The sequence below is a fragment of the Kribbella sp. CA-294648 genome, from assembly GCF_050943845.1.
Classification (GTDB): Bacteria; Actinomycetota; Actinomycetes; order Propionibacteriales; family Kribbellaceae; genus Kribbella.
Genome location: NZ_CP191981.1, coordinates 7,033,732 through 7,051,398, shown reverse-complemented (window position 1 = coordinate 7,051,398; position 17,667 = coordinate 7,033,732). Strand labels below are relative to the sequence as shown.

The 17,667-nt window shown below is 68.5% G+C and carries 19 protein-coding genes; 11 read left to right on the top strand and 8 right to left on the bottom strand.

Translation table 11 applies throughout. The features are described from left to right. Positions 1-21: 21 nt before the first annotated feature. The gene (locus tag ACQPYM_RS33410; protein ID WP_433008474.1) at positions 22-1,440 is read left to right on the top strand and encodes a M28 family metallopeptidase; all 1,419 of its coding nucleotides are present in this window, start codon (positions 22-24) and stop codon (positions 1,438-1,440) included. A 5-nt stretch (positions 1,441-1,445) separates the two neighbouring features. Here the strand turns inward: ACQPYM_RS33410 and ACQPYM_RS33405 are convergent, their stop codons facing one another. Beyond that, positions 1,446-1,952 carry a hypothetical protein gene (locus ACQPYM_RS33405; RefSeq protein ID WP_433008472.1) on the bottom strand — a complete coding sequence of 169 codons (507 nt, stop codon included), beginning with the start codon at positions 1,950-1,952 and terminating at the stop codon, positions 1,446-1,448. 44 nt (positions 1,953-1,996) lie between these two features. Between ACQPYM_RS33405 and ACQPYM_RS33400 the strand changes: the two genes are divergently transcribed. Then, positions 1,997-2,467, top strand: a complete 471-nt coding sequence (locus tag ACQPYM_RS33400) for a nitroreductase family deazaflavin-dependent oxidoreductase (RefSeq protein WP_433008470.1) — start codon at positions 1,997-1,999, stop codon at positions 2,465-2,467. Here ACQPYM_RS33400 and ACQPYM_RS33395 read toward each other — a convergent pair. Together ACQPYM_RS33395 and trhA are read right to left on the bottom strand one after the other, a co-directional pair. Further along, positions 2,454-3,638: a phosphotransferase gene (locus ACQPYM_RS33395; RefSeq protein WP_433008468.1), complete on the bottom strand. Its 1,185-nt coding sequence runs from the start codon at positions 3,636-3,638 to the stop codon at positions 2,454-2,456. The two genes, ACQPYM_RS33400 and ACQPYM_RS33395, sit on opposite strands and share 14 nt — an antisense overlap. A gap of 144 nt (positions 3,639-3,782) precedes the next feature. Continuing rightward, entirely contained in the window at positions 3,783-4,511 is a 729-nt protein-coding gene (gene trhA, locus ACQPYM_RS33390) for a PAQR family membrane homeostasis protein TrhA (protein ID WP_433008466.1), read from the bottom strand. A gap of 223 nt (positions 4,512-4,734) precedes the next feature. Here trhA and ACQPYM_RS33385 point away from each other — a divergent pair, with 223 nt between their 5' ends. The 4 genes from ACQPYM_RS33385 (at position 4,735) to ACQPYM_RS33370 (ending at position 9,870) form a co-directional block, all read left to right on the top strand. Next, positions 4,735-5,514, top strand: coding sequence for an isoprenyl transferase (locus ACQPYM_RS33385; RefSeq protein ID WP_433008464.1), 780 nt, complete (start codon positions 4,735-4,737; stop codon positions 5,512-5,514). Between the two features lie 1,510 nt (positions 5,515-7,024). Continuing rightward, entirely contained in the window at positions 7,025-8,359 is a 1,335-nt protein-coding gene (locus tag ACQPYM_RS33380; RefSeq protein WP_433008462.1) for a PhoH family protein, read from the top strand. A gap of 171 nt (positions 8,360-8,530) precedes the next feature. Then, positions 8,531-9,229, top strand: coding sequence for a hypothetical protein (locus ACQPYM_RS33375; RefSeq protein WP_360285095.1), 699 nt, complete (start codon positions 8,531-8,533; stop codon positions 9,227-9,229). Positions 9,230-9,324: 95 nt separating this feature from the next. Beyond that, positions 9,325-9,870: a spermidine synthase gene (locus ACQPYM_RS33370; protein WP_433023440.1), complete on the top strand. Its 546-nt coding sequence runs from the start codon at positions 9,325-9,327 to the stop codon at positions 9,868-9,870. Here the strand turns inward: ACQPYM_RS33370 and ACQPYM_RS33365 are convergent. Continuing rightward, positions 9,855-10,247: a DUF3224 domain-containing protein gene (locus tag ACQPYM_RS33365; RefSeq protein ID WP_433008460.1), complete on the bottom strand. Its 393-nt coding sequence runs from the start codon at positions 10,245-10,247 to the stop codon at positions 9,855-9,857. The two genes, ACQPYM_RS33370 and ACQPYM_RS33365, sit on opposite strands and share 16 nt — an antisense overlap. A gap of 78 nt (positions 10,248-10,325) precedes the next feature. Here ACQPYM_RS33365 and ACQPYM_RS33360 point away from each other — a divergent pair, with 78 nt between their 5' ends. The 4 genes from ACQPYM_RS33360 (at position 10,326) to ACQPYM_RS33345 (ending at position 13,251) form a co-directional block, all read left to right on the top strand. Next, on the top strand, positions 10,326-11,729 hold the full coding sequence (locus tag ACQPYM_RS33360; protein WP_433008458.1) for a class II fumarate hydratase: 1,404 nt from the start codon (positions 10,326-10,328) through the stop codon (positions 11,727-11,729). Then, positions 11,726-12,415, top strand: coding sequence for a DUF402 domain-containing protein (locus ACQPYM_RS33355; protein ID WP_433008456.1), 690 nt, complete (start codon positions 11,726-11,728; stop codon positions 12,413-12,415). The genes ACQPYM_RS33360 and ACQPYM_RS33355 overlap by 4 nt, the downstream gene beginning before the upstream one ends. A 78-nt stretch (positions 12,416-12,493) precedes the next feature. After that, positions 12,494-13,021, top strand: coding sequence for a hypothetical protein (locus ACQPYM_RS33350; protein ID WP_433008454.1), 528 nt, complete (start codon positions 12,494-12,496; stop codon positions 13,019-13,021). A 68-nt stretch (positions 13,022-13,089) separates the two neighbouring features. Next, positions 13,090-13,251, top strand: a complete 162-nt coding sequence (locus tag ACQPYM_RS33345; RefSeq protein WP_433008452.1) for a hypothetical protein — start codon at positions 13,090-13,092, stop codon at positions 13,249-13,251. Positions 13,252-13,263: 12 nt separating this feature from the next. On the opposite strand, the gene ACQPYM_RS33340 is transcribed toward ACQPYM_RS33345, so the two are convergent. The 3 genes from ACQPYM_RS33340 to ACQPYM_RS33330 all read right to left on the bottom strand — a co-directional run bounded on the left by ACQPYM_RS33340 (position 13,264) and on the right by ACQPYM_RS33330 (position 15,755). Next, a complete protein-coding gene (locus ACQPYM_RS33340) occupies positions 13,264-13,476 on the bottom strand; it encodes a hypothetical protein (protein WP_433008450.1) in 213 nt (70 codons plus the stop codon). Between the two features lie 3 nt (positions 13,477-13,479). Beyond that, positions 13,480-15,150 (bottom strand): fumarate hydratase, encoded by a 1,671-nt coding sequence (locus tag ACQPYM_RS33335; protein WP_433008448.1) that lies wholly within the window; start codon positions 15,148-15,150, stop codon positions 13,480-13,482. 119 nt (positions 15,151-15,269) lie between these two features. Next, complete coding sequence (locus ACQPYM_RS33330) at positions 15,270-15,755, bottom strand: hypothetical protein (protein ID WP_433008446.1); 486 nt, start codon at positions 15,753-15,755, stop codon at positions 15,270-15,272. Between the two features lie 143 nt (positions 15,756-15,898). Here ACQPYM_RS33330 and ACQPYM_RS33325 point away from each other — a divergent pair, with 143 nt between their 5' ends. Then, a complete protein-coding gene (locus ACQPYM_RS33325) occupies positions 15,899-16,621 on the top strand; it encodes a DUF1707 SHOCT-like domain-containing protein (RefSeq protein WP_433008444.1) in 723 nt (240 codons plus the stop codon). Between the two features lie 15 nt (positions 16,622-16,636). On the opposite strand, the gene ACQPYM_RS33320 is transcribed toward ACQPYM_RS33325, so the two are convergent. Beyond that, positions 16,637-17,593: a carbohydrate kinase family protein gene (locus tag ACQPYM_RS33320; protein ID WP_433008442.1), complete on the bottom strand. Its 957-nt coding sequence runs from the start codon at positions 17,591-17,593 to the stop codon at positions 16,637-16,639. Positions 17,594-17,667 lie beyond the last annotated feature (74 nt).

Here is a 17,667-nt window from a genome sequence, read left to right as displayed (position 1 = left end):
TTGTGAGGCAAGGAGTCCCCCATGCTCAAGTCCCCCGTGATCGGCGTCCTCGGCACCGCCCTCGTCGCAGCCGCCGTCCTCGTCCCCGGCAGCTCCGCCCAGGCTGTCGTCTCGCCCGACATCTCGGTCACCAACGCCAAGGCGCATCTCGACCAGTTGCAGTCGATCGCCACGAACAACGGTGGCAACCGCTACACCGGCCGCCCCGGCTACCTCGCGTCCGCCAACTGGGTGAAGTCCAAGCTCGACGCGGCCGGCTACACCACCTTCCTGCAGTCGTTCTCGACCTCGGCCGGTACGTCGTACAACGTGATCGCGGAGTGGCCGTACGGCGATGCCAACCACGTCGTGATGGCCGGCTCGCACCTCGACAGCGTCAGCTCCGGTCCCGGCATCAACGACAACGGCACCGGCAGCGCGGGCGTGCTGGAAACCGCACTCGCGTACGCCGCCAGTGGGCAGGTGCCCAAGAACCGGTTGCGGTTCGGCTTCTGGGGCGCCGAGGAGCTCGGCCTGCTCGGCTCGAAGTACTACGTGAACAGCCTGCCCTCGGCCGACCGGGCCAAGATCGAGCTCTACCTGAACTTCGACATGATCGGGTCGCCGAACCCGGGGTACTTCGTCTACAACGACAACCCGGCCGGCAACGGCGCCCGCGACGACTTCGTCAGCTACTTCACCAGCAAGAACATCCAGACCGAGTACGTCGACGTGCAGGGCCGGTCGGACCATGCCGCGTTCCGGTCGCTCGGGATCGCCACCGCCGGGACCTTCTCCGGCGCCGAGGGCACCAAGACGTCAGCCCAGGCGGCGAAATGGGGAGGCACAGCCGGACGGGCGTACGACCCCTGCTACCACCGCTCGTGCGACAACATCAACAACCTCAACCTGACGTCGCTGGACCGCCAGATCGACGCGATCGGTCACATGGTCTGGAACTACGCGCAGAAGGACTACGGCACGACCGAACCGCCGACCGGCGACAACCTGCTCCAGAACCCGGGCTTCGAGTCCGGCGCGGTGAACTGGACCGGCACCACCGGCGTCATCACCAGCAGCACCTCGAAGCCGGCCCGCACCGGCACCTACAAGGCGTGGCTGCAGGGCAACGGCCGCACCAGCACCGAGAACATCGGCCAGTCGGTCGCCATCCCGGCGTCGGCGACCGCTGCCTCCCTGTCGTTGTGGATTCGCATCGACACCGCGGAGACGACCAGTTCGACCGTCTACGACACCGTGAAGGTGCAGGTGGTCGACGGGACGACGACGACCACGCTGGCGACGTACTCGAATCTCAACAAGTCCACGTCGTACGTGCAGAAGACGCTGAACGTCCTTGCCTACAAGGGCAAAACGATCACGGTGAAGTTCGTCGGCGCCGAGGATTCGTCGCTGCAGACGAGCTTCGTCATCGACGACGTGGCGGTCACCGCCGGCTAGATCAGCTAGACCGGCTTGCAGCGGTTGCCGGGTTTGGTGGCTTCGGTGAGCAGCGTGCCCACCGGGGCCACCATCGGCTTCAGCTTCGGGTCCTCGAGCCGGGCCAGCCCGCCACCGGCCGACACCGCGACGATCATGTCGTCCGGGTGCCGCACCGTCGGCTTCGTGATGCCGACCGAGGCCCAGTCGACCTGCTGGATCGCGGTGGTGAGGTCGCCGAGCAAACCGGCGTCCAGCTTGCACTTCGCGGGCTCCTTGCCCATCGAGGTGACGGTGGCGACTCCGTCGGTGCCCACCACGACCGTGTCGTTGAAGCCGGCGAAACCGCCCGTCCGGGTCACGGTGAACGGCAGCGGGCCGGCGCCGGGCGTCGCGCTCGGAGTACTGGTGATCGGTGTAGTCGCCCCGGGCAGGGACGGCGTACTGCCCGCGCCAGGATCGGATTCGTCGCCACACCCGGCGAGGGCGAGGCCGGCTGTCGCTGCCAGTACTGCGAACCGAAGGTGTCTCACACCCTCATGCATACCCATCAATCGGCTGACGGCAGACTTCGTGCATGGGCTGGTACACGAATGTCATCCGCTCGTTAGGGCATCGGCCGGTGTTCGCCACGGTCGGTCGCGCTGCGGTACCAGTTGATCGCTGGCTGCAACAGAAGACGGGTGGTCGGATCATGGTCCTCGGCCGTCTCGCCCTGCCGACTTTGCTGCTGACCACCAAGGGACGCAAGTCCGGTCTGCCCCGGACCGTCCCGCTGCTCTACGCGCCCGACGGCGACAACTTCGTCGTCACCGCCTCGAACTGGGGACAGCAGAACCACCCGGCCTGGTCGGGCAACCTGCTCGCCTGCGACGGGGCGACGGTCGCTCTGCCGGGTGGACGCCAGATCCCGGTCCGCGCAGCCCTGGCAGAAGGGGCTGAGCGGGACCGGGTCTGGCCTCTGGTCACCCGGGTCTGGTCTGCCTACGACACGTACGGCGAACGCAGCGGCCGCGCGATCCGGGTGTTCGTCCTCACTCCTCGATGACCGTCGACACCAGGTCGACCAGCGCGCGGGTCAGGCGCACTCGCTCCTCGAAGAGGTCGAGGCCGCACTCGGTCAGCTTGCCCAGCTGCTCCAGTGGCAGCGCGGTGAAGGTCGCCCGGACCAGCAGCGAGCCGAGGTAGCCGTAGAGCACCTCGTCCTCGGTGACGGTCATGCCCTCCGCGGCCACTCCGTCCAGAAATCCCCTGAGGATGACCGTGTGGATTGTGGGCAGGTCCTCCGCCTTGAGCTCCCCGGCGTGCGCCAGGCCGACCAGGAGCTGGCCCAGGTCGAACCCGATCGCCTGAGGGCAGTCGAACCCCCAGTCGATCACGACGAACTCGTCCTGGTTGTCCTTCGGTACCAGCAGATTCTGCGGACTCGCGTCCCCGTGCTGATACGTCTGCGGCAAGGTATCCAGCCGATCCAGTACTGCGGGCAGCCGGCTCCCCAGGTCGAGCAGCTCGTCCCGAAGCCCGTGATCGCCGGTGGCGCAGACAGCCTCGGCCAGCAGCGGGTGACGCCAGGTCTGGTCGTCAGCCAGCAAGGGGAGTGCGCCCATGATGACTCGGCCGTTCGCGTAGTACCGCAGGCCGGCCCCGGGTTCGTGCACGTTGGCCCGCTCGAGGAGTGGCTCGACGAGGTGGGCTTGGCGGCGGGCGGACAGCTGGCCGATCAGGTGGGCCGCGTGCTCGAAGCGCCCGAGTGGCCAGGCGCCGGGCGCCTGGATGACGTCTTCCATCCACAGGGTCGCCCGGTCGTCGTCGTACTCGGTGATCCGGTACATCTTGGGCAACCGCAGTCCGTCCGGCAGCAGGGTCGCGATGTTGCTCCGGTGCGCCGCGACCTCGAGTTGCCAGGGCAGGTTCTCGACGAAGTGCTCGCGGAACGGCTCCGGGACGAGGTGGATCAGTGGCCAGTGCCGGGCCGAGCGGAGCTTCTTGACGAAGGTGGACCACTCGACGGTCCGGCCGGCGACGGTCGCGGTGCCGGCCACCCGGAGGAGTTGCTCGGTGCTCGGCGTACCGATCTCGTAGTCGACCGGTTCGACCCGGGCGGTGAGCGGCTGGGCGTCGGCACTGCCGGTGACGGCGCGGACCAGCTCGGTCAGGGCGCGTTCGTCGGGTGCGTCCCGGCCCAGCGGGGCCAGGCTGGTGATGGTGGTGGTCTGCATGGGTCCCCCCGGCGTTCTGCGGTGATGGTCCGAGGATGCACCCGAACCTTCAGCTCACCTTCAGATCGCCGCGCTGGGACCCCGGATCAGCCCACCCGGTGTCAGCCCCCTGGAGTCAGCCCCCTGGAGTCAGCGCGGCCGGAGTCAGCCGGCCCGGTAGGTGGCGATGCTGACCGCGATGTAGTGGCAGATGAACGCGGCCACCGTGCAGGCGTGGAAGATCTCGTGGAAGCCGAACCACAGCGGGGACGGGTTCGGCCGCTTGGTGCCGTAGATGACCGCGCCGATCGAGTAGAGCCCGCCGCCGACGGCCAGCAGGCTCACCACGGCCGCGCCGCCCAGCTGGTAGAAGTCACCCATCCAGAAGATGGCCACCCAGCCCAGGGCCAGGTAGATCGGGGTGTAGAGCCAGCGCGGGGCGCCGACCCAGAAGATCCGGAACAGGATGCCGATCAGCGCGCCGCCCCAGGCCAGGCTGAGCAGCAGGATCCGGTCGTTGCCGCGCAGCAGCACCACGCCCAGTGGGGTGTAGGTGCCGGCGATCAGCAGGAAGATGTTGCTGTGGTCGAGCCGGCGCAGGATCGCCTCGCCGGTCGAACCCCAGTAGAACCGGTGGTAGAGCGCGGAGATGCCGAACAGCAGCATCGAGCCCATCGTGTAGACGGCAGCGGCCCAGCGAGCGCTCGAGGTCGGCGCGAGACAGATCAGCACGATGCCGGCCGCGGTCGCGAGCGGGAAGGTGCCGGCGTGCAGCCAGCCGCGCAGCTTGGGCTTCAGCGGCGAGAGCTTGTCGCTCAACCGATGGCCGTGCTCGTGCTCGTCCTCGTGCGGAGTGGCATCGGTCGGGGTGCTGGCTGTGGTCCTGGCCGTCATCGCCGTCCTCTCGCTGGGGCGTCCAAAAATCCTTACCCAACCGTAACCTACGGGACCGTAGGTTGGTTCCTCCCGAAGGATGAAATGTAGGCGAGATCACCGGCACGGACAGCCCCCACGGAGTGTCCGATGCACGAACTCCGGCAAAAGTTCGATCCCGCTACGAACCGGAAATGTCGGCTAGCCTCGAAGCCTCAGCGTCGTCGAGGAGAGCACACTGCCCATGCGGACACCTGGCAAGGCCAAGCTGCGCGACCTGGTCTACGGACTGTACGAGCGCAGGCTGGCGCGATCGCTGTCGCCGGACCGGATGCCCCGCCACATCGGCGTGATCATCGACGGCAACCGGCGCTGGGCCAGGGCCGCCGGCGACCCGGTGTCGCGCGGTCACGAGGCGGGCGCCACCAAGATCACCGAGTTCCTGCACTGGTGCGACGAGGTCGGCGTCAAGGTGGTCACGGTGTGGATGCTCTCCACCGACAACCTGACCCGCCCGGCCGACGAGCTGGAGCCGCTGCTGCGGATCATCGAGCAGACGGTCGAGGAGCTGACCGAGATCGGCCAGTGGCGGATCCACCCGGTCGGCGCGCTCGACCTGCTGCCCGGTGCGACCGCCGAAGTACTGAAAGGCGCCGAGGCCGCCACCGAGCACGCGCAGGGCATGCTGGTCAACGTCGCCGTCGGGTACGGCGGCCGCCGTGAGCTGGCAGACGCGGTCCGGTCGCTGTTGCTGGAGGAGGCCGCCAAGGGCATCTCGATCGAGGAGCTGGCCGAGCGGGTCGACGTCGAGCACATCGCCGAGCACCTCTACACCAAGGGCCAGCCGGATCCGGACCTGGTCATCCGGACGTCGGGGGAGCAGCGGCTGGGCGGGTTCCTGCTGTGGCAGAGCGCGCTGAGCGAGTTCTACTTCTGCGAGGCGCTCTGGCCGGACTTCCGTCACGTCGACTTCCTGCGGGCGATCCGGAGCTACGCCCAGCGCGAGCGCCGCTTCGGGACGTGAGTACTGCGGCCTCGGGAGCACCCCGGCCGCACCGGCGGCACGTAGTACGGCGTCGGAGGTAGTAGGCGTAGGTTGCTGCGCCCAGTGCCACGCCCCAGACGACCCAGAGGGTGCCTGGCAGCGTCAGGCCCCACAGGTCGCCGCCGTCCTCGTCTGACAGCCGCAGGTTCATCAGCCCGGCAGGGATCAGTACTACGGCCACGATCGACGCCGGGATGATCGCCAGCATCGGTGGGACCCGCCGGCCGGCCTTGAACCAGATCCAGCGTGGGTAGACCTCACCCCAGCGGTGCACCAGGCCGTGCGTCAGGATGCTGCCGGCAACCGCCATGAGCGCCATCCCGAGACCCATCTCGAGCATGCCGGGGGTGTCGGCCATCATCTGGTGGAACTCGTCGGTGATGCCGAGCTGCCAGCCGAAGTACCAGGCGATCCGGGTGAGCTCGTAGGGGATGTTGGCAACTACTGCGACGAGTACTGCGCGGCGGCCCCAGCGCAGGGCGCCCTCGGGGGTCTGCCAGGGCCTGAGTGGCCGCTCGCTTCGACCGCAGCTGCCACAGGCCTGACGGCGCCTGCGGTGGTAGCTGACGGCTGTAGCGGCCCACAGGAGGCCGCCGAGGAACATGATCAGGATGTTCACGCGGTGCCAGTACAGGATGTCGCCGATGCCCTCCTGTGCGCCTGGTACGCCGGTGAAGGCGAACACGAGGATCGCCGGCGACAGCGCGAGCATCCCCAGCGGCGTGTAGTCGGGGATGACCAGTGCCAGCAGAACGGCCATGGTGCCGGCAAAACCCAGCAGCAGAACCCCGCCGCCTCTGCCGCCTCGGCCGTCGCCGCCTTGGCGGCCGCCGCTCGGGCCAGCCGCTGGCCGGGCCGTCGGCCTCTGCAGAGTCATCACCAGTGCGACGATCGCGCCCAGCAGGCCGAGCACGGCCATCGCCGGGGCCACCACGTCCACCGGAGCGCCTTCCAGCAGTGAGGCGGTCGAGTGGTCGTCGTCGACGCGGGCGAACGGGTAGCCGGAGCCGCCGGTGGCCCAATAGATGCCTAGTGCTCCATAAGTCAGCGACCAGAGCGATGTGGCGTAACCCAGCGCGTTTTTCAGCATACGTAGAGCGTGCGGCGGCGTACCGGCGTACCGGCTCACCCGGCGGGGTGAACGGCGTCGCCCGGTGGAGGGAAACGTGTAACAAGCCGTTAACCCCGTGGCCGGGCGTGTCGGGCTGCGCCATTTGCGGGACAGACCTACGCTCACTAGTGACGGTCGGAGGGGAAGCCGGTCGTCCGGGAGGCCCGATCAGATGAGACGCAACTGCTCGCCGGTAGCCCCATGAGGGGCCGAACGGAGTGCCCGAGACCCACGGTCTCATTCTCGCTGATTTCCGGTTCCGTGCGTGCAGCGGAACGGAGGGGGTCTGCACCAGACCTCCGGGTCCGGACCCGGTCCAACACCTAACCACTGGTGGGCCGGGCGTGGTGCACGCTGCGGTCCGAGAGGACGTGCGACATGGCTGCCACCCACGCCAAGGCGTCAAACCCCTCATCCACACCGGACCAGCGCACTTTCGTGCTGGACACCTCGGTGCTGCTGTCGGATCCGCATGCGATGGAGCGGTTCGACGAGCACGAGGTGGTCATTCCGGTGGTCGTCGTCACCGAACTGGAGGCAAAACGGCATCACCCTGAGCTCGGCTACTTCGCTCGCACCGCGTTGCGCTTGATGGACGAGCTCCGGATCCAGCACGGACGGTTGGACGCACCCCTGCCAGTGGGGGAGAAGGGTGGAACACTCCGGGTCGAGCTCAATCACACCGACCCCGAGAGCCTGCCGGCCGGTTTCCGGCTCGGCGACAACGACAGCCGCATCCTCGCGGTGGCCTGCAACTTCCAGGCCGAGGGCCGCAACGTCACGCTGGTCTCCAAGGACCTGCCGATGCGGGTCAAGGCCTCGGCCTGCGGGCTGGACGCCGAGGAGTACCGGGCCGAGCTGGCCCTGGAGTCGGGCTGGACCGGGATGGACGAGCTCGAGGTCCCGGTGAGCGACGTCGACGCGTTGTACGAGGACGGCGTACTGGACATCCCGGAGGGTCGTGAGTTCCCGACCCACACTGGGCTGGTGCTGCTGTCCGAACGAGGCAGCGCGCTGGGCCGGGTGATGCCGGACAAGCGGATCCGGCTGGTGCGCGGCGACCGGGAGGCGTTCGGGATCCGCGGGCGGTCGGCGGAGCAGCGGGTCGCGCTTGACCTGCTGCTGGATCCCGACGTCGGGATCATCTCGCTCGGCGGCCGGGCCGGTACCGGCAAGTCGGCGCTGGCGCTGTGTGCCGGGCTCGAGGCGGTGATGGAGCGCCGCCAGCACAAGAAGGTGGTCGTCTTCCGGCCGCTGTTCGCGGTCGGCGGCCAGGAGCTGGGCTACCTGCCCGGTTCGGAGTCCGAGAAGATGGCGCCGTGGGCGCAGGCCGTGCACGACACGCTCGGCGCGCTGACCAGCGGTGACGTGATCGACGAGGTGATGGACCGCGGCATGCTCGAAGTCCTGCCGCTGACCCACATCCGCGGCCGGTCGCTGCACGACGCGTTCGTGATCGTCGACGAGGCGCAGTCGCTGGAGCGCAACGTGCTGCTCACCGTGCTGTCCCGGATCGGCGCGAACTCACGGGTGGTGCTCACCCACGACGTGGCGCAGCGTGACAACCTGCGGGTCGGCCGGCACGACGGTGTCGTCGCGGTGGTCGAGAAGCTGAAGGGTCACCCACTCTTCGCCCACGTGACGCTGACCCGGTCGGAGCGCTCGCCGATCGCGGCGCTGGTCACCGAGATGCTGGAGGACGTCCAGCTCTAGGTCTTCTCGCCGGCAGTTCTGTAAAACAAGAGTAAGACTTTCGCGGTACCCGGTGCGGCCACCTGCCAGGTGGCCGCACCGTTCCTTGTGACGTTGTTGTGATCACGCTCTGATTAGGCCAGAGTATGTTCCTGTTGCAGCCGACGGGGGTCGGGTATCTCGGAAGGACAGATGAAAGCGAAGCGCTCTGTCGCGATCCTCGCAGTCAGTGGTATCGCCGTTGTATCGGTTGTCGCAGGCTTCGACCTCTTCGCCTCCCCGGGCAGTAACTCGGCGTCCGGCGCGGTCTCCGGGCGCGCCGAGATGGCCGTGATGAACAGCGAGCGCGCGCTGGCCGCCAAGGCGCCGACCCCGAAGCCGAAGTCGGCCGCCGAGCAGGCCCAGGAAGTCATCCAGCTGCGCAACCAGATCGAGGCCGTCGACGCCGCCCGCCGGGCCGCGCAGGACGCCTCCGACCGGAAGCAGAAGGCGAAGAACACCGCCCTCGCCCGGTACAAGGCACTGAAGAAGACCGAGGAGAGCTCCCGCGAGGAACGCGCCAGCCGGGACGCCGAGCGCAAGAAGCTCGAGGGCACCCCGCGGGAGATCGCGAAGAACCTGCTGGCCGACCACGGCTGGGGCGAGAGCCAGTTCAGCTGCCTGGACAAGTTGTGGATGAAGGAATCGGGCTGGCGGGTGTCGGCGGACAACCCGACCTCCAGCGCCTACGGCATCCCGCAGGCCCTCCCCGGCAACCGGATGGCGGCGTACGGCAAGGACTGGCGCACCAACCCGGTCACCCAGATCAAGTGGGGCCTCGACTACATCGAGAACCGCCACAACTCCCCCTGCGGCGCCTGGGCCCACTCCAGAGCTAAGGGCTGGTACTGAGCGAGCTGGCGCGGGCGATCAGCGAGCGGGGCGAGCTCCTGCTGCGACGCCGAGAAGACGGGGCACTCGAGCTGCGGGTGAACGGCGTGTTCGTGATGGACGATGCCGAGACCTCCAGCGAGGAGTTGCTCGCCTCTGCGGCTCTGGACGCCGTACTACGGCCCGCCCGGGTGCTGGTGGGCGGGTTGGGGCTCGGGTACACCGTGCGCGCGTTGCTGGCCGACTCGCGAGTGGAGTCGGTGGTGGTCGCGGAGATCGAGCCGGCGGTCGTGCAGTGGATGCGGGACGGGCTGGTGCCGTCGGTGCTGGACGACGACCGGGTTGCAGTCGAGGTGGGCGACGTGCGAGACGTAGTACTGGCTCAGCCTCCCGCGTCGTTGGACGGGTTGTTGCTGGATGTGGACAATGGGCCGGATTTCCTTGTGTACAACGAGAATTCGGCGTTGTACGAGAGTGACTTCCTGGCTGAGTGCAGGCGGCGGCTGGCTCCGGGTGGGGTGCTGACCGTGTGGTCGTCGTCGGCGTCAGCCGCGTTGGAGCTGGCGATTCGGGAGACTTTCGGCAGGTGTGAGGTGCGACCCGTCCCGGTGCGACTGCAGGGACGGGCCGAGGCGTACTACGTCTATCAGGGCAGTTCGTAGTCGAGGGTGAGGCGCGGGCCCTTGTCGTCGTGCTCGAAGACGACCGCGCCGGTGAGGCCGGTCAGGTCGCCGTCGGCCGCGACGATCTTGCCGGGGGAGGAGTCCTGGTCGGCGCTGGCCCCGTGCACCATCACGAAGGTGCCCTCGCGACCGGCCAGCGTGCCGGTGAACCGCTCCACCGCCGTGTACGCCGCGGGGCCGGCCGGGGTGCCCACCATCAGCAGCTCGGCCGAGCTGGTCCCGTCGAGACCGCTGCCCTCCAGCTCGGCGCTGCTGAAGGTCTTGCCGACCACGGCCCGGCCCAGGGTGAGATCACCCGAGTCGTCGTAGTCCGACTGGTCCCACTTGGTGATCTCGAAAGCCTGGGTGAAGCGCATCGGAACTCCCTTGGTGTCGTTGTCCACAACGGTTCTATCAGTCCCGGCCGACAGTGCGGATCGAAGTACTCTGCAGGTATGGGAGACAACGTGGAATTCAGGATCGAGCACGACACGATGGGCGAGGTGAAGGTGCCGCGCGACGCGTTGTGGCGGGCGCAGACCCAGCGTGCGGTGGAGAACTTCCCGATCTCCGGCCGGCCGCTGGCGCCGGCGCTGGTGCACGCGCTCGCCCAGATCAAGGCGTCGGCCGCGGTGGTCAACGCCGAGCTCGGGGTGGTGGACCAGAAGCTTGCCGACGGCATCGTGGCGGCCGCGGACCGGGTGGCCGCGGGGGAGTTCGACGCCGAGTTCCCGATCGACGTGTTCCAGACGGGGTCCGGGACGTCGACCAACATGAACGTGAACGAGGTGCTGGCCACCTTGGCGACCCGCGAGCTGGACGCCGAGGTGCACCCGAACGACCACGTCAACGCGAGCCAGTCCAGCAACGACACCTTCCCGTCGGCGATCCACGTCGCCGCGACGGCGGGTGTGGTCCACGACCTGCTGCCTGCGTTGGAGCACCTGGCGGAGTCCCTGTCGCGCAAGGGCTCTGAGTTCGCCGAGGTGGTGAAGTCCGGGCGCACGCACCTGATGGACGCGACACCGGTCACCCTCGGGCAGGAGTTCAACGGGTACGCCGCGCAGATCACCCGTGGGGCCGATCGCGTCCGCGCGACCCTCCCGCGCGTGACCGAGTTGCCGCTGGGCGGGACGGCGGTGGGGACCGGGATCAACACGCCGGCGGGGTTCGCGGCCAAGGTGATCACTGAGCTGAACCGGCGTACCGGGCTGGAGCTCAGCGAGGCGGCCGACCACTTCGAGGCACAGGGTGCCCGCGACGCGCTGGTCGAGTTGTCGGGCCAGCTGAAGACCATCGCGGTCAGCCTGACGAAGATCTGCAACGACCTGCGCTGGATGGGTTCGGGGCCGCGCGCCGGGCTCGGCGAGATCGCGTTGCCGGACCTGCAGCCGGGCTCGAGCATCATGCCCGGCAAGGTGAACCCGGTGATCTGCGAGGCGACGCTGATGGTCGCCGCGCAGGTGATCGGCAACGACACCACCATCACGGTGTCCGGCGCGGGCGGAAACTTCGAGCTGAACGTGATGCTCCCGGTGATCGCGCGCAACCTGCTCGAGTCGATCCAGCTGCTGAGCAACGCCTCCCGCCTGCTCGCCGACCGCTGCGTCGACGGCATCACCGCGAACGTCGAGCACGCCCGCGCACTGGCCGAGTCGTCGCCGTCGATCGTCACCCCGCTCAACCGCTACATCGGGTACGAGAACGCCGCGGCGGTGGCCAAGAGCGCGCTCAAGCAGGGCAAGACGATCCGCGAGGTCGTGATCGAGAACGGTCACGTCGCGAACGGCGACCTGACCGAGGCCCAGCTCGACGCCGCCCTCGACCTGCTCTCGATGACCCGGCCGGCCGACTCGTGACGGCCGCCGCGACGGCCGGGACGGACCTGCACTGGGCGCCCGGGACGACGATCGAGTGGATCTACGAAGGAACGGGCCGGTTCAGCGACCTGCCGAACGTGCGGCCGATGACGGTGATCCGCGACGACGAGGACGGACTGGTCGCCTGGCTCGCCCCCGGCACCCCGGTGATCAAGCCGGTCCTGTCCGACGGCCGCGAGATGCGGTACGCCGGTCCGGAGGGCATGTTCACCGAGGATCGGGTGCTCAAGCTCGACATCTGGCACGGCACCGGCATCCTCAAGGTGGCACCGACCGGCAAGCCCTGGTCGATCTGGCACTTCTGGGCTGCCGACGACACGTTCCTGGGGTGGTACGTGAACCTGGAAGAGGAGCACCGGCGCGACGTGGCGGCCCGGCGTACCAGCTCGGTCGATCATGTCCTCGACCTGTGGATCACGCCGGACCGCCGGATCGACTGGAAGGACGAGGACGAACTGGAAGGCGCCGTCACCACCGGCCGGTTCACCGCCGCCGAGGCGACCCGCATCACCGCCGACGCCCACGCCGCGGTCCAGGAGATCGAAGCCTGGGGCCCACCGTTCACCGACAACTGGAAAGACTGGCGCCCCGACCCCACCCTCCGCCTCCCCGAGGCCCCCACCGGCTACAAGGTCACCCACATCACCAAGGAACTCCTCGGCTAGCCTCCGTCGGTCACTTGCCGTGTGTGTCGCGCCGGCTGATGCGGCCTGGAGTGGGGCCGGGTCCGGCAGACTTGGGGGATGGCGATGATGGATACCGGCTGCCGGGGGTTGTTGATCGCCGGCGGTGGGGGAGCCGGCAAAACGACCATGGGGCAGGCGATCGCGCGGATCCTCACCGACCGGTTGCTGCCGACCGCGGTGATCGACCTCGACGCGCTGGCGCAGTACGGGCCGGCGCCGGCGACCGAGCGTGGGTTCCACGACCGGCTCCGGATCCGGAACCTCGCGGCGGTCTGGGCGACCTATCGGGCAGCCGGTGCCCGGTTTGTCGTAGTCAGCGGGGCCATCGGCAGCCCGGAACTCCGTCAGGCGTTCACCGAGTCTCTGGCGGGCTGTGACGTGCAGATGGTCAAGTTGCTGACCCCGCCGACGCTGGTCGAGAGCCGCACCCGGGGCACCACTCGAGGCCCGGAGTGGGACCTCCAGCAGGCGCTGGCGGAGTACGACGAAACCCCCGGGGTCGAGGACTTCGCCATCACAAACGACCGCCCGGCCCCGGAGACCGCCGCCAAGATCCTGCTGACCGCAGGCTGGATCGACCACTGAGCCTGGGGACCGCAACGGGTCGATTACGGGCGGCGCTTTTCTCCGGGGACGGGTTTACCGTGAGAAACATGCACACCATCGAACTGAACGACGAGGAGCTCCGGCTGCTGCGACACGCCCTGCGCTCCTACCTGCAAGCCTTCGGCCACGACGAAGCCGAGCAGCTCCGCGCCGCAAAACACCTGATGATCCGCCTCCCCGACCCAGCCACAGCAGCCGACGCCGGCTGACCAACTACAGGTTTACTCGGCGAAGCCGAGGCCGCGGTCCGCGAGCGCGGCCTCGAGGATCGTGACGGCCTTCGGGCCTACTCCGTGCATCGCGAGAAGGTCGCGTCGGGAGTGGGTGGCAAGCTGGGTGAGGGTGGTGATTCCGGCTGCCAGGAGGGCGCTGTTTGCCGGGCGGCCGATCGGGGGTAGGTCGCCGATCTGGGCGGGGACGTCGCGGGTGCTCATGGGTCAGCTTCGCGGGCGGACGGTCAGTGGGACCGGCTTCCGGGTGTCGGTGAAGAAGTCGTTGCCTTTGTCATCGACCACGACGAAGGCCGGGAAGTCTTCGACCTCGATCTTCCACACCGCTTCCATCCCGAGTTCGGCGTACTCGATCACGTCGACGGACTTGATGCAGTCCTGCGCCAGCCGCGCCGCCGGTCCGCCGATCGAGCCGAGGTAGAAGCCGCCGTGCTCCTTGCAGGCCGCCGTCACCTTCGCCGAGCGGTTGCCCTTGGCAAGCATCACGAAGGATCCCCCGGCCGCCTGGAACTGGTCGACGTACGCGTCCATCCGCCCCGCCGTCGTCGGCCCGAACGACCCCGACGCGTAACCCTCCGGCGTCTTGGCCGGCCCCGCGTAGTACACGGCGTGGTCCTTCAGGTACTGCGGCATCGGCTCACCCGCGTCGAGCCGCTCCTTGATCTTGGCGTGCGCGATGTCGCGCGCCACCACCAGCGGCCCGTTCAGCGACAGCCGCGTCTTCACCGGCAGCTTCGACAGCTCGGCGCGGATCTCCGTCATCGGCCGGTTCAGGTCGATCCGGACGACCTCCGACTCCTCGGCCAGGTGCTCATCGGTCGTGTCCGGCAGGAACCGCGCCGGATCGCGCTCGAGCTGCTCCAGGAAGACACCCTCCGGCGTGATCTTCGCCAGCGCCTGCCGGTCCGCCGAGCAGGACACCGCGATCGCGACCGGGCAGGACGCGCCGTGCCGCGGCAGCCGGATCACCCGGACGTCGTGGCAGAAGTATTTGCCACCGAACTGCGCGCCGATCCCGAACTCCTGGGTCAGCTTGAAGACTTCCTCCTCCAGTTCGACGTCACGGAACCCGTGCCCCAGCGGCGATCCCGTCGTCGGCAGCGCGTCGAGGTAGTGCGCCGACGCGTACTTCGCGGTCTTCAGCGCGTACTCCGCGGACGTCCCGCCGACCACGATCGCGAGATGGTACGGCGGGCAGGCCGCGGTACCGAGGGAGCGGATCTTCTCGTCCAGGAACTTCATCATCCCGTCCGGGTTCAGCACCGCCTTGGTCTCCTGGAACAGGAACGACTTGTTCGCCGACCCGCCACCCTTGGCCATGAAGAGGAACTTGTACGCCGGGTCCGCCGCGGCCGAGCCCGGCGTCGAGTAGAGCTCGATCTGGGCCGGCAGGTTCGAGCCGGTGTTCTCCTCGTCCCACATGGTCAGCGGCGCCATCTGCGAGTAGCGCAGGTTGAGCTTGGTGTAGGCGTCGTACACGCCCCGGCTGATCCACTCCTCGTCGATCGCGCCGGTGAGCACGCCCTCGGACTTCTTGCCCATCACGATCGCCGTACCGGTGTCCTGGCACATCGGCAGCACGCCGCCGGCCGAGATGTTCGCGTTCTTCAGCAGGTCGAGCGCGACGAACCGGTCGTTCCCGGACGCCTCCGGGTCGTCGATGATCCGCCGCAGCTGGGCGAGGTGCGCAGTACGGAGGTAGTGCGAGATGTCGTGCATCGCCTCGGCCGTGAGCTGCTGCAGCACCGCCGGCTCCACCTGCAGGAACGTGCGGCCGCCCGCCGTGAACGTGCTCACGCCCTCGGTGGTGAGGAGCCTGTACTCCGTGTCGTCGGCACCCAGCGGCAGCAGTTCGGAGAAGTTGAAGTCGGCGGACACCGGTGCGTACCTCCTGGCAAGTGGTCTGAGTCGGTGCTCAGCCTAAGCCGCCCGGGTCGCCCCCGCTCCGACAGGGGACGGACTGTGCCGTCCCTCACGCCGGACCGGGGGCCGCCGGATCAGTACCAGTCGGTGTAGGCGAGCGCCCAGGAACCGTTGGCGTCCCTGCAGACCAGGGTCGCCTTGGCCAGTCGACCGTTCAGATTGTTGGCCATCTTGGTGTAGGCGAAGTCAATGCCGGGATCGACGCTCTCGCTGACGGCTCCGTCGGAGATCCGGTCACCGTTGGAGTCGCGGTGGACGATGACAGAACAGCCCTGCGGTGCGTTGCTGATCCGCCCGTAGGCGCCGCAGCGGTTCGAGTAGTAGAACTCCAGCTTGACCTGGCGGCCCTGCCAGCCGGCGTACTGGACCGCACCGCGCGGGACATCGGACGGAAGGAAGAAGGTGCCGCTGCACCCGGCGATTGTCGGGTAGGACCCCTCATAGGCCAGGGCGCCGTAGTTGCCCGAACTGGAGGGGGCCGCCTGGGCGGCGGACGGCTGGAGGCAGAACGCCACGACCGCGGCGACGAGCGCGGCGAACACAGTCATCGTTCGTTTCAAGGTTGGTCTCCTCGGTGAAAGCTGAGCGGCCAGGATGGCGCGGTGCCGGGTTCACTTCGACTGTGATCTCAGGGTTTGCCTCAGGGGTGGATCGGGGTGATAACGCATCGGCGAGTGGCCGTTCTCGCGCGTAAGGTTTGGTTGTGGCCCACGACGACGCACCGCAGCCCGACCGCCCGCAGGACACCCCGCCGCCTGCGCGGCCGGCGCCGCTGGGTGGCGATGAGTTGGCATTGCGGCGGCGGGTGTCGGACTTCGAGCGCGAAGAGGTCGCCGACGTACTGCGCGAATCCGCGGCCGAAGGCCGGCTGAGCTACACCGAGCTGGAAGACCGGCTGGAGACCCTGTACTCCGCCAAGACCTACGGCGAGCTCGTCGAGATCACCGCCGACCTCCCGAACGGCCCCGCCCTGCCTGCCGCGACGGCCGGTCAGGCGAGCGCTGCAGCAGTCACGCCCGCAGCGGAGCCGGGGATGACCGTGCACGCACCGGCCATCAAGGTCTTCCTCTCCGACGCGAAGCGCGTCGGCAACTGGCTCGCCCCACAACACCAGGAGATCAACGCCGTCCTGGGCGACGTGACCCTGGACTACACCGAGGCGCACATCCCGTACGACGAGGTCTTCATCGAGGTGAAGTCGATCCTCGCGGACGTGAAGATCCGGGTCCCCCAGAACGCAATCGTCCACCTGGACAGCAACCCAGTCCTAGGCTCCGTCACCGAACAAGGCGAAAGCGGCCTAGGCCCAGTCGCCGCACCCCCCACCACCCCACCCAAAACCTTCCACATCCGAGGCACCGCCATCCTCGGCGACATAAAAATCAAACGAGGCCCCCGCCTAACCAAACGCCTCGGCCTGATCTGAGCCCGCGCGGCTCACTCAGCCCCAGGTTGTGGTGTGGTCTGTGGCTGTGGGTGGGTCGGCGCCGGGGCGGGTGCAGGTGATGGCGGCGGCCTTGACTGCGTAGTCGATGACAGCGTGGAGGGTTTGTTCGTTCAGGCCTTCGAGGCGTGCTGCGCCTAGTAGGCCTCGGGTTTGCAGGCCTGCGATCAGGGCTGACATGAAGGAGTCGCCGGCGCCTACTGTGTCGACGACCTTGATGGCCGGGGCGGTCACCTCGACGCGGGTGGTGCGGGTGAGGCCGATGGCGCCGTCGCCGCCGCGGGTGATCACCACGCACTTGGTCCGGTCGACAGTTAGTAGTTCGGCCGCGATCTCGTCCGGCGACGCACCGGGGCGCAGGAACTCGCAGTCCTCGTCGCTCAGTTTCACCAGGTCCGCCGAGGCTGCCAGCTCCCGTACTGCGGTCCAGGTGCTTTCCGGGTCGGGCGTGATCGTTGGGCGCGCGTTCGGGTCGAGGGTGACCGTGACGGGCTGCTCGGTCAGCGATGCGAGGAAGGTGCGGATCGCGGCGGCGCCTGGTTCGAGCACGGTGGCGATCGAGCCCGTGTGCACCGCCGGGCAGCCGCGCCGCAACGAGAGCGCCGGAGGCTCCCAGGTGATGTCGAACTGGTACGACGCGACCCCGTTGGCGTCGAGCGTCGCGGTCGCAGTACTGGTCCGGAAGTTCGGGTCGACCGAGCCGGGGGACAGCTGGACGCCGTTCCCGAACAGGTGCGCGCCGAGCTGATCGCCGTACGGGTCCGTGCCGAACCGCGTCACCAGCTCGGTCGGCAGCCCAAGCCGAGCCAGCCCAACCGCCACGTTGGCAGGAGACCCACCAGGCGTCGCCTTGCTCCCGTTCTTCCCGTTCCGCCCAGAACCAGTCCCCGATCCGCTACGGCTGGAGACGATGTCGACGAGCGCCTCACCGATCACGAGTACGGGCGCGGTCATACCGCCACCCGCCCTTGACCAATGAGGTGAGGCAGCCCGGTCATGGGGCCTCCCGGTCTGGACTGAGGAGCGGA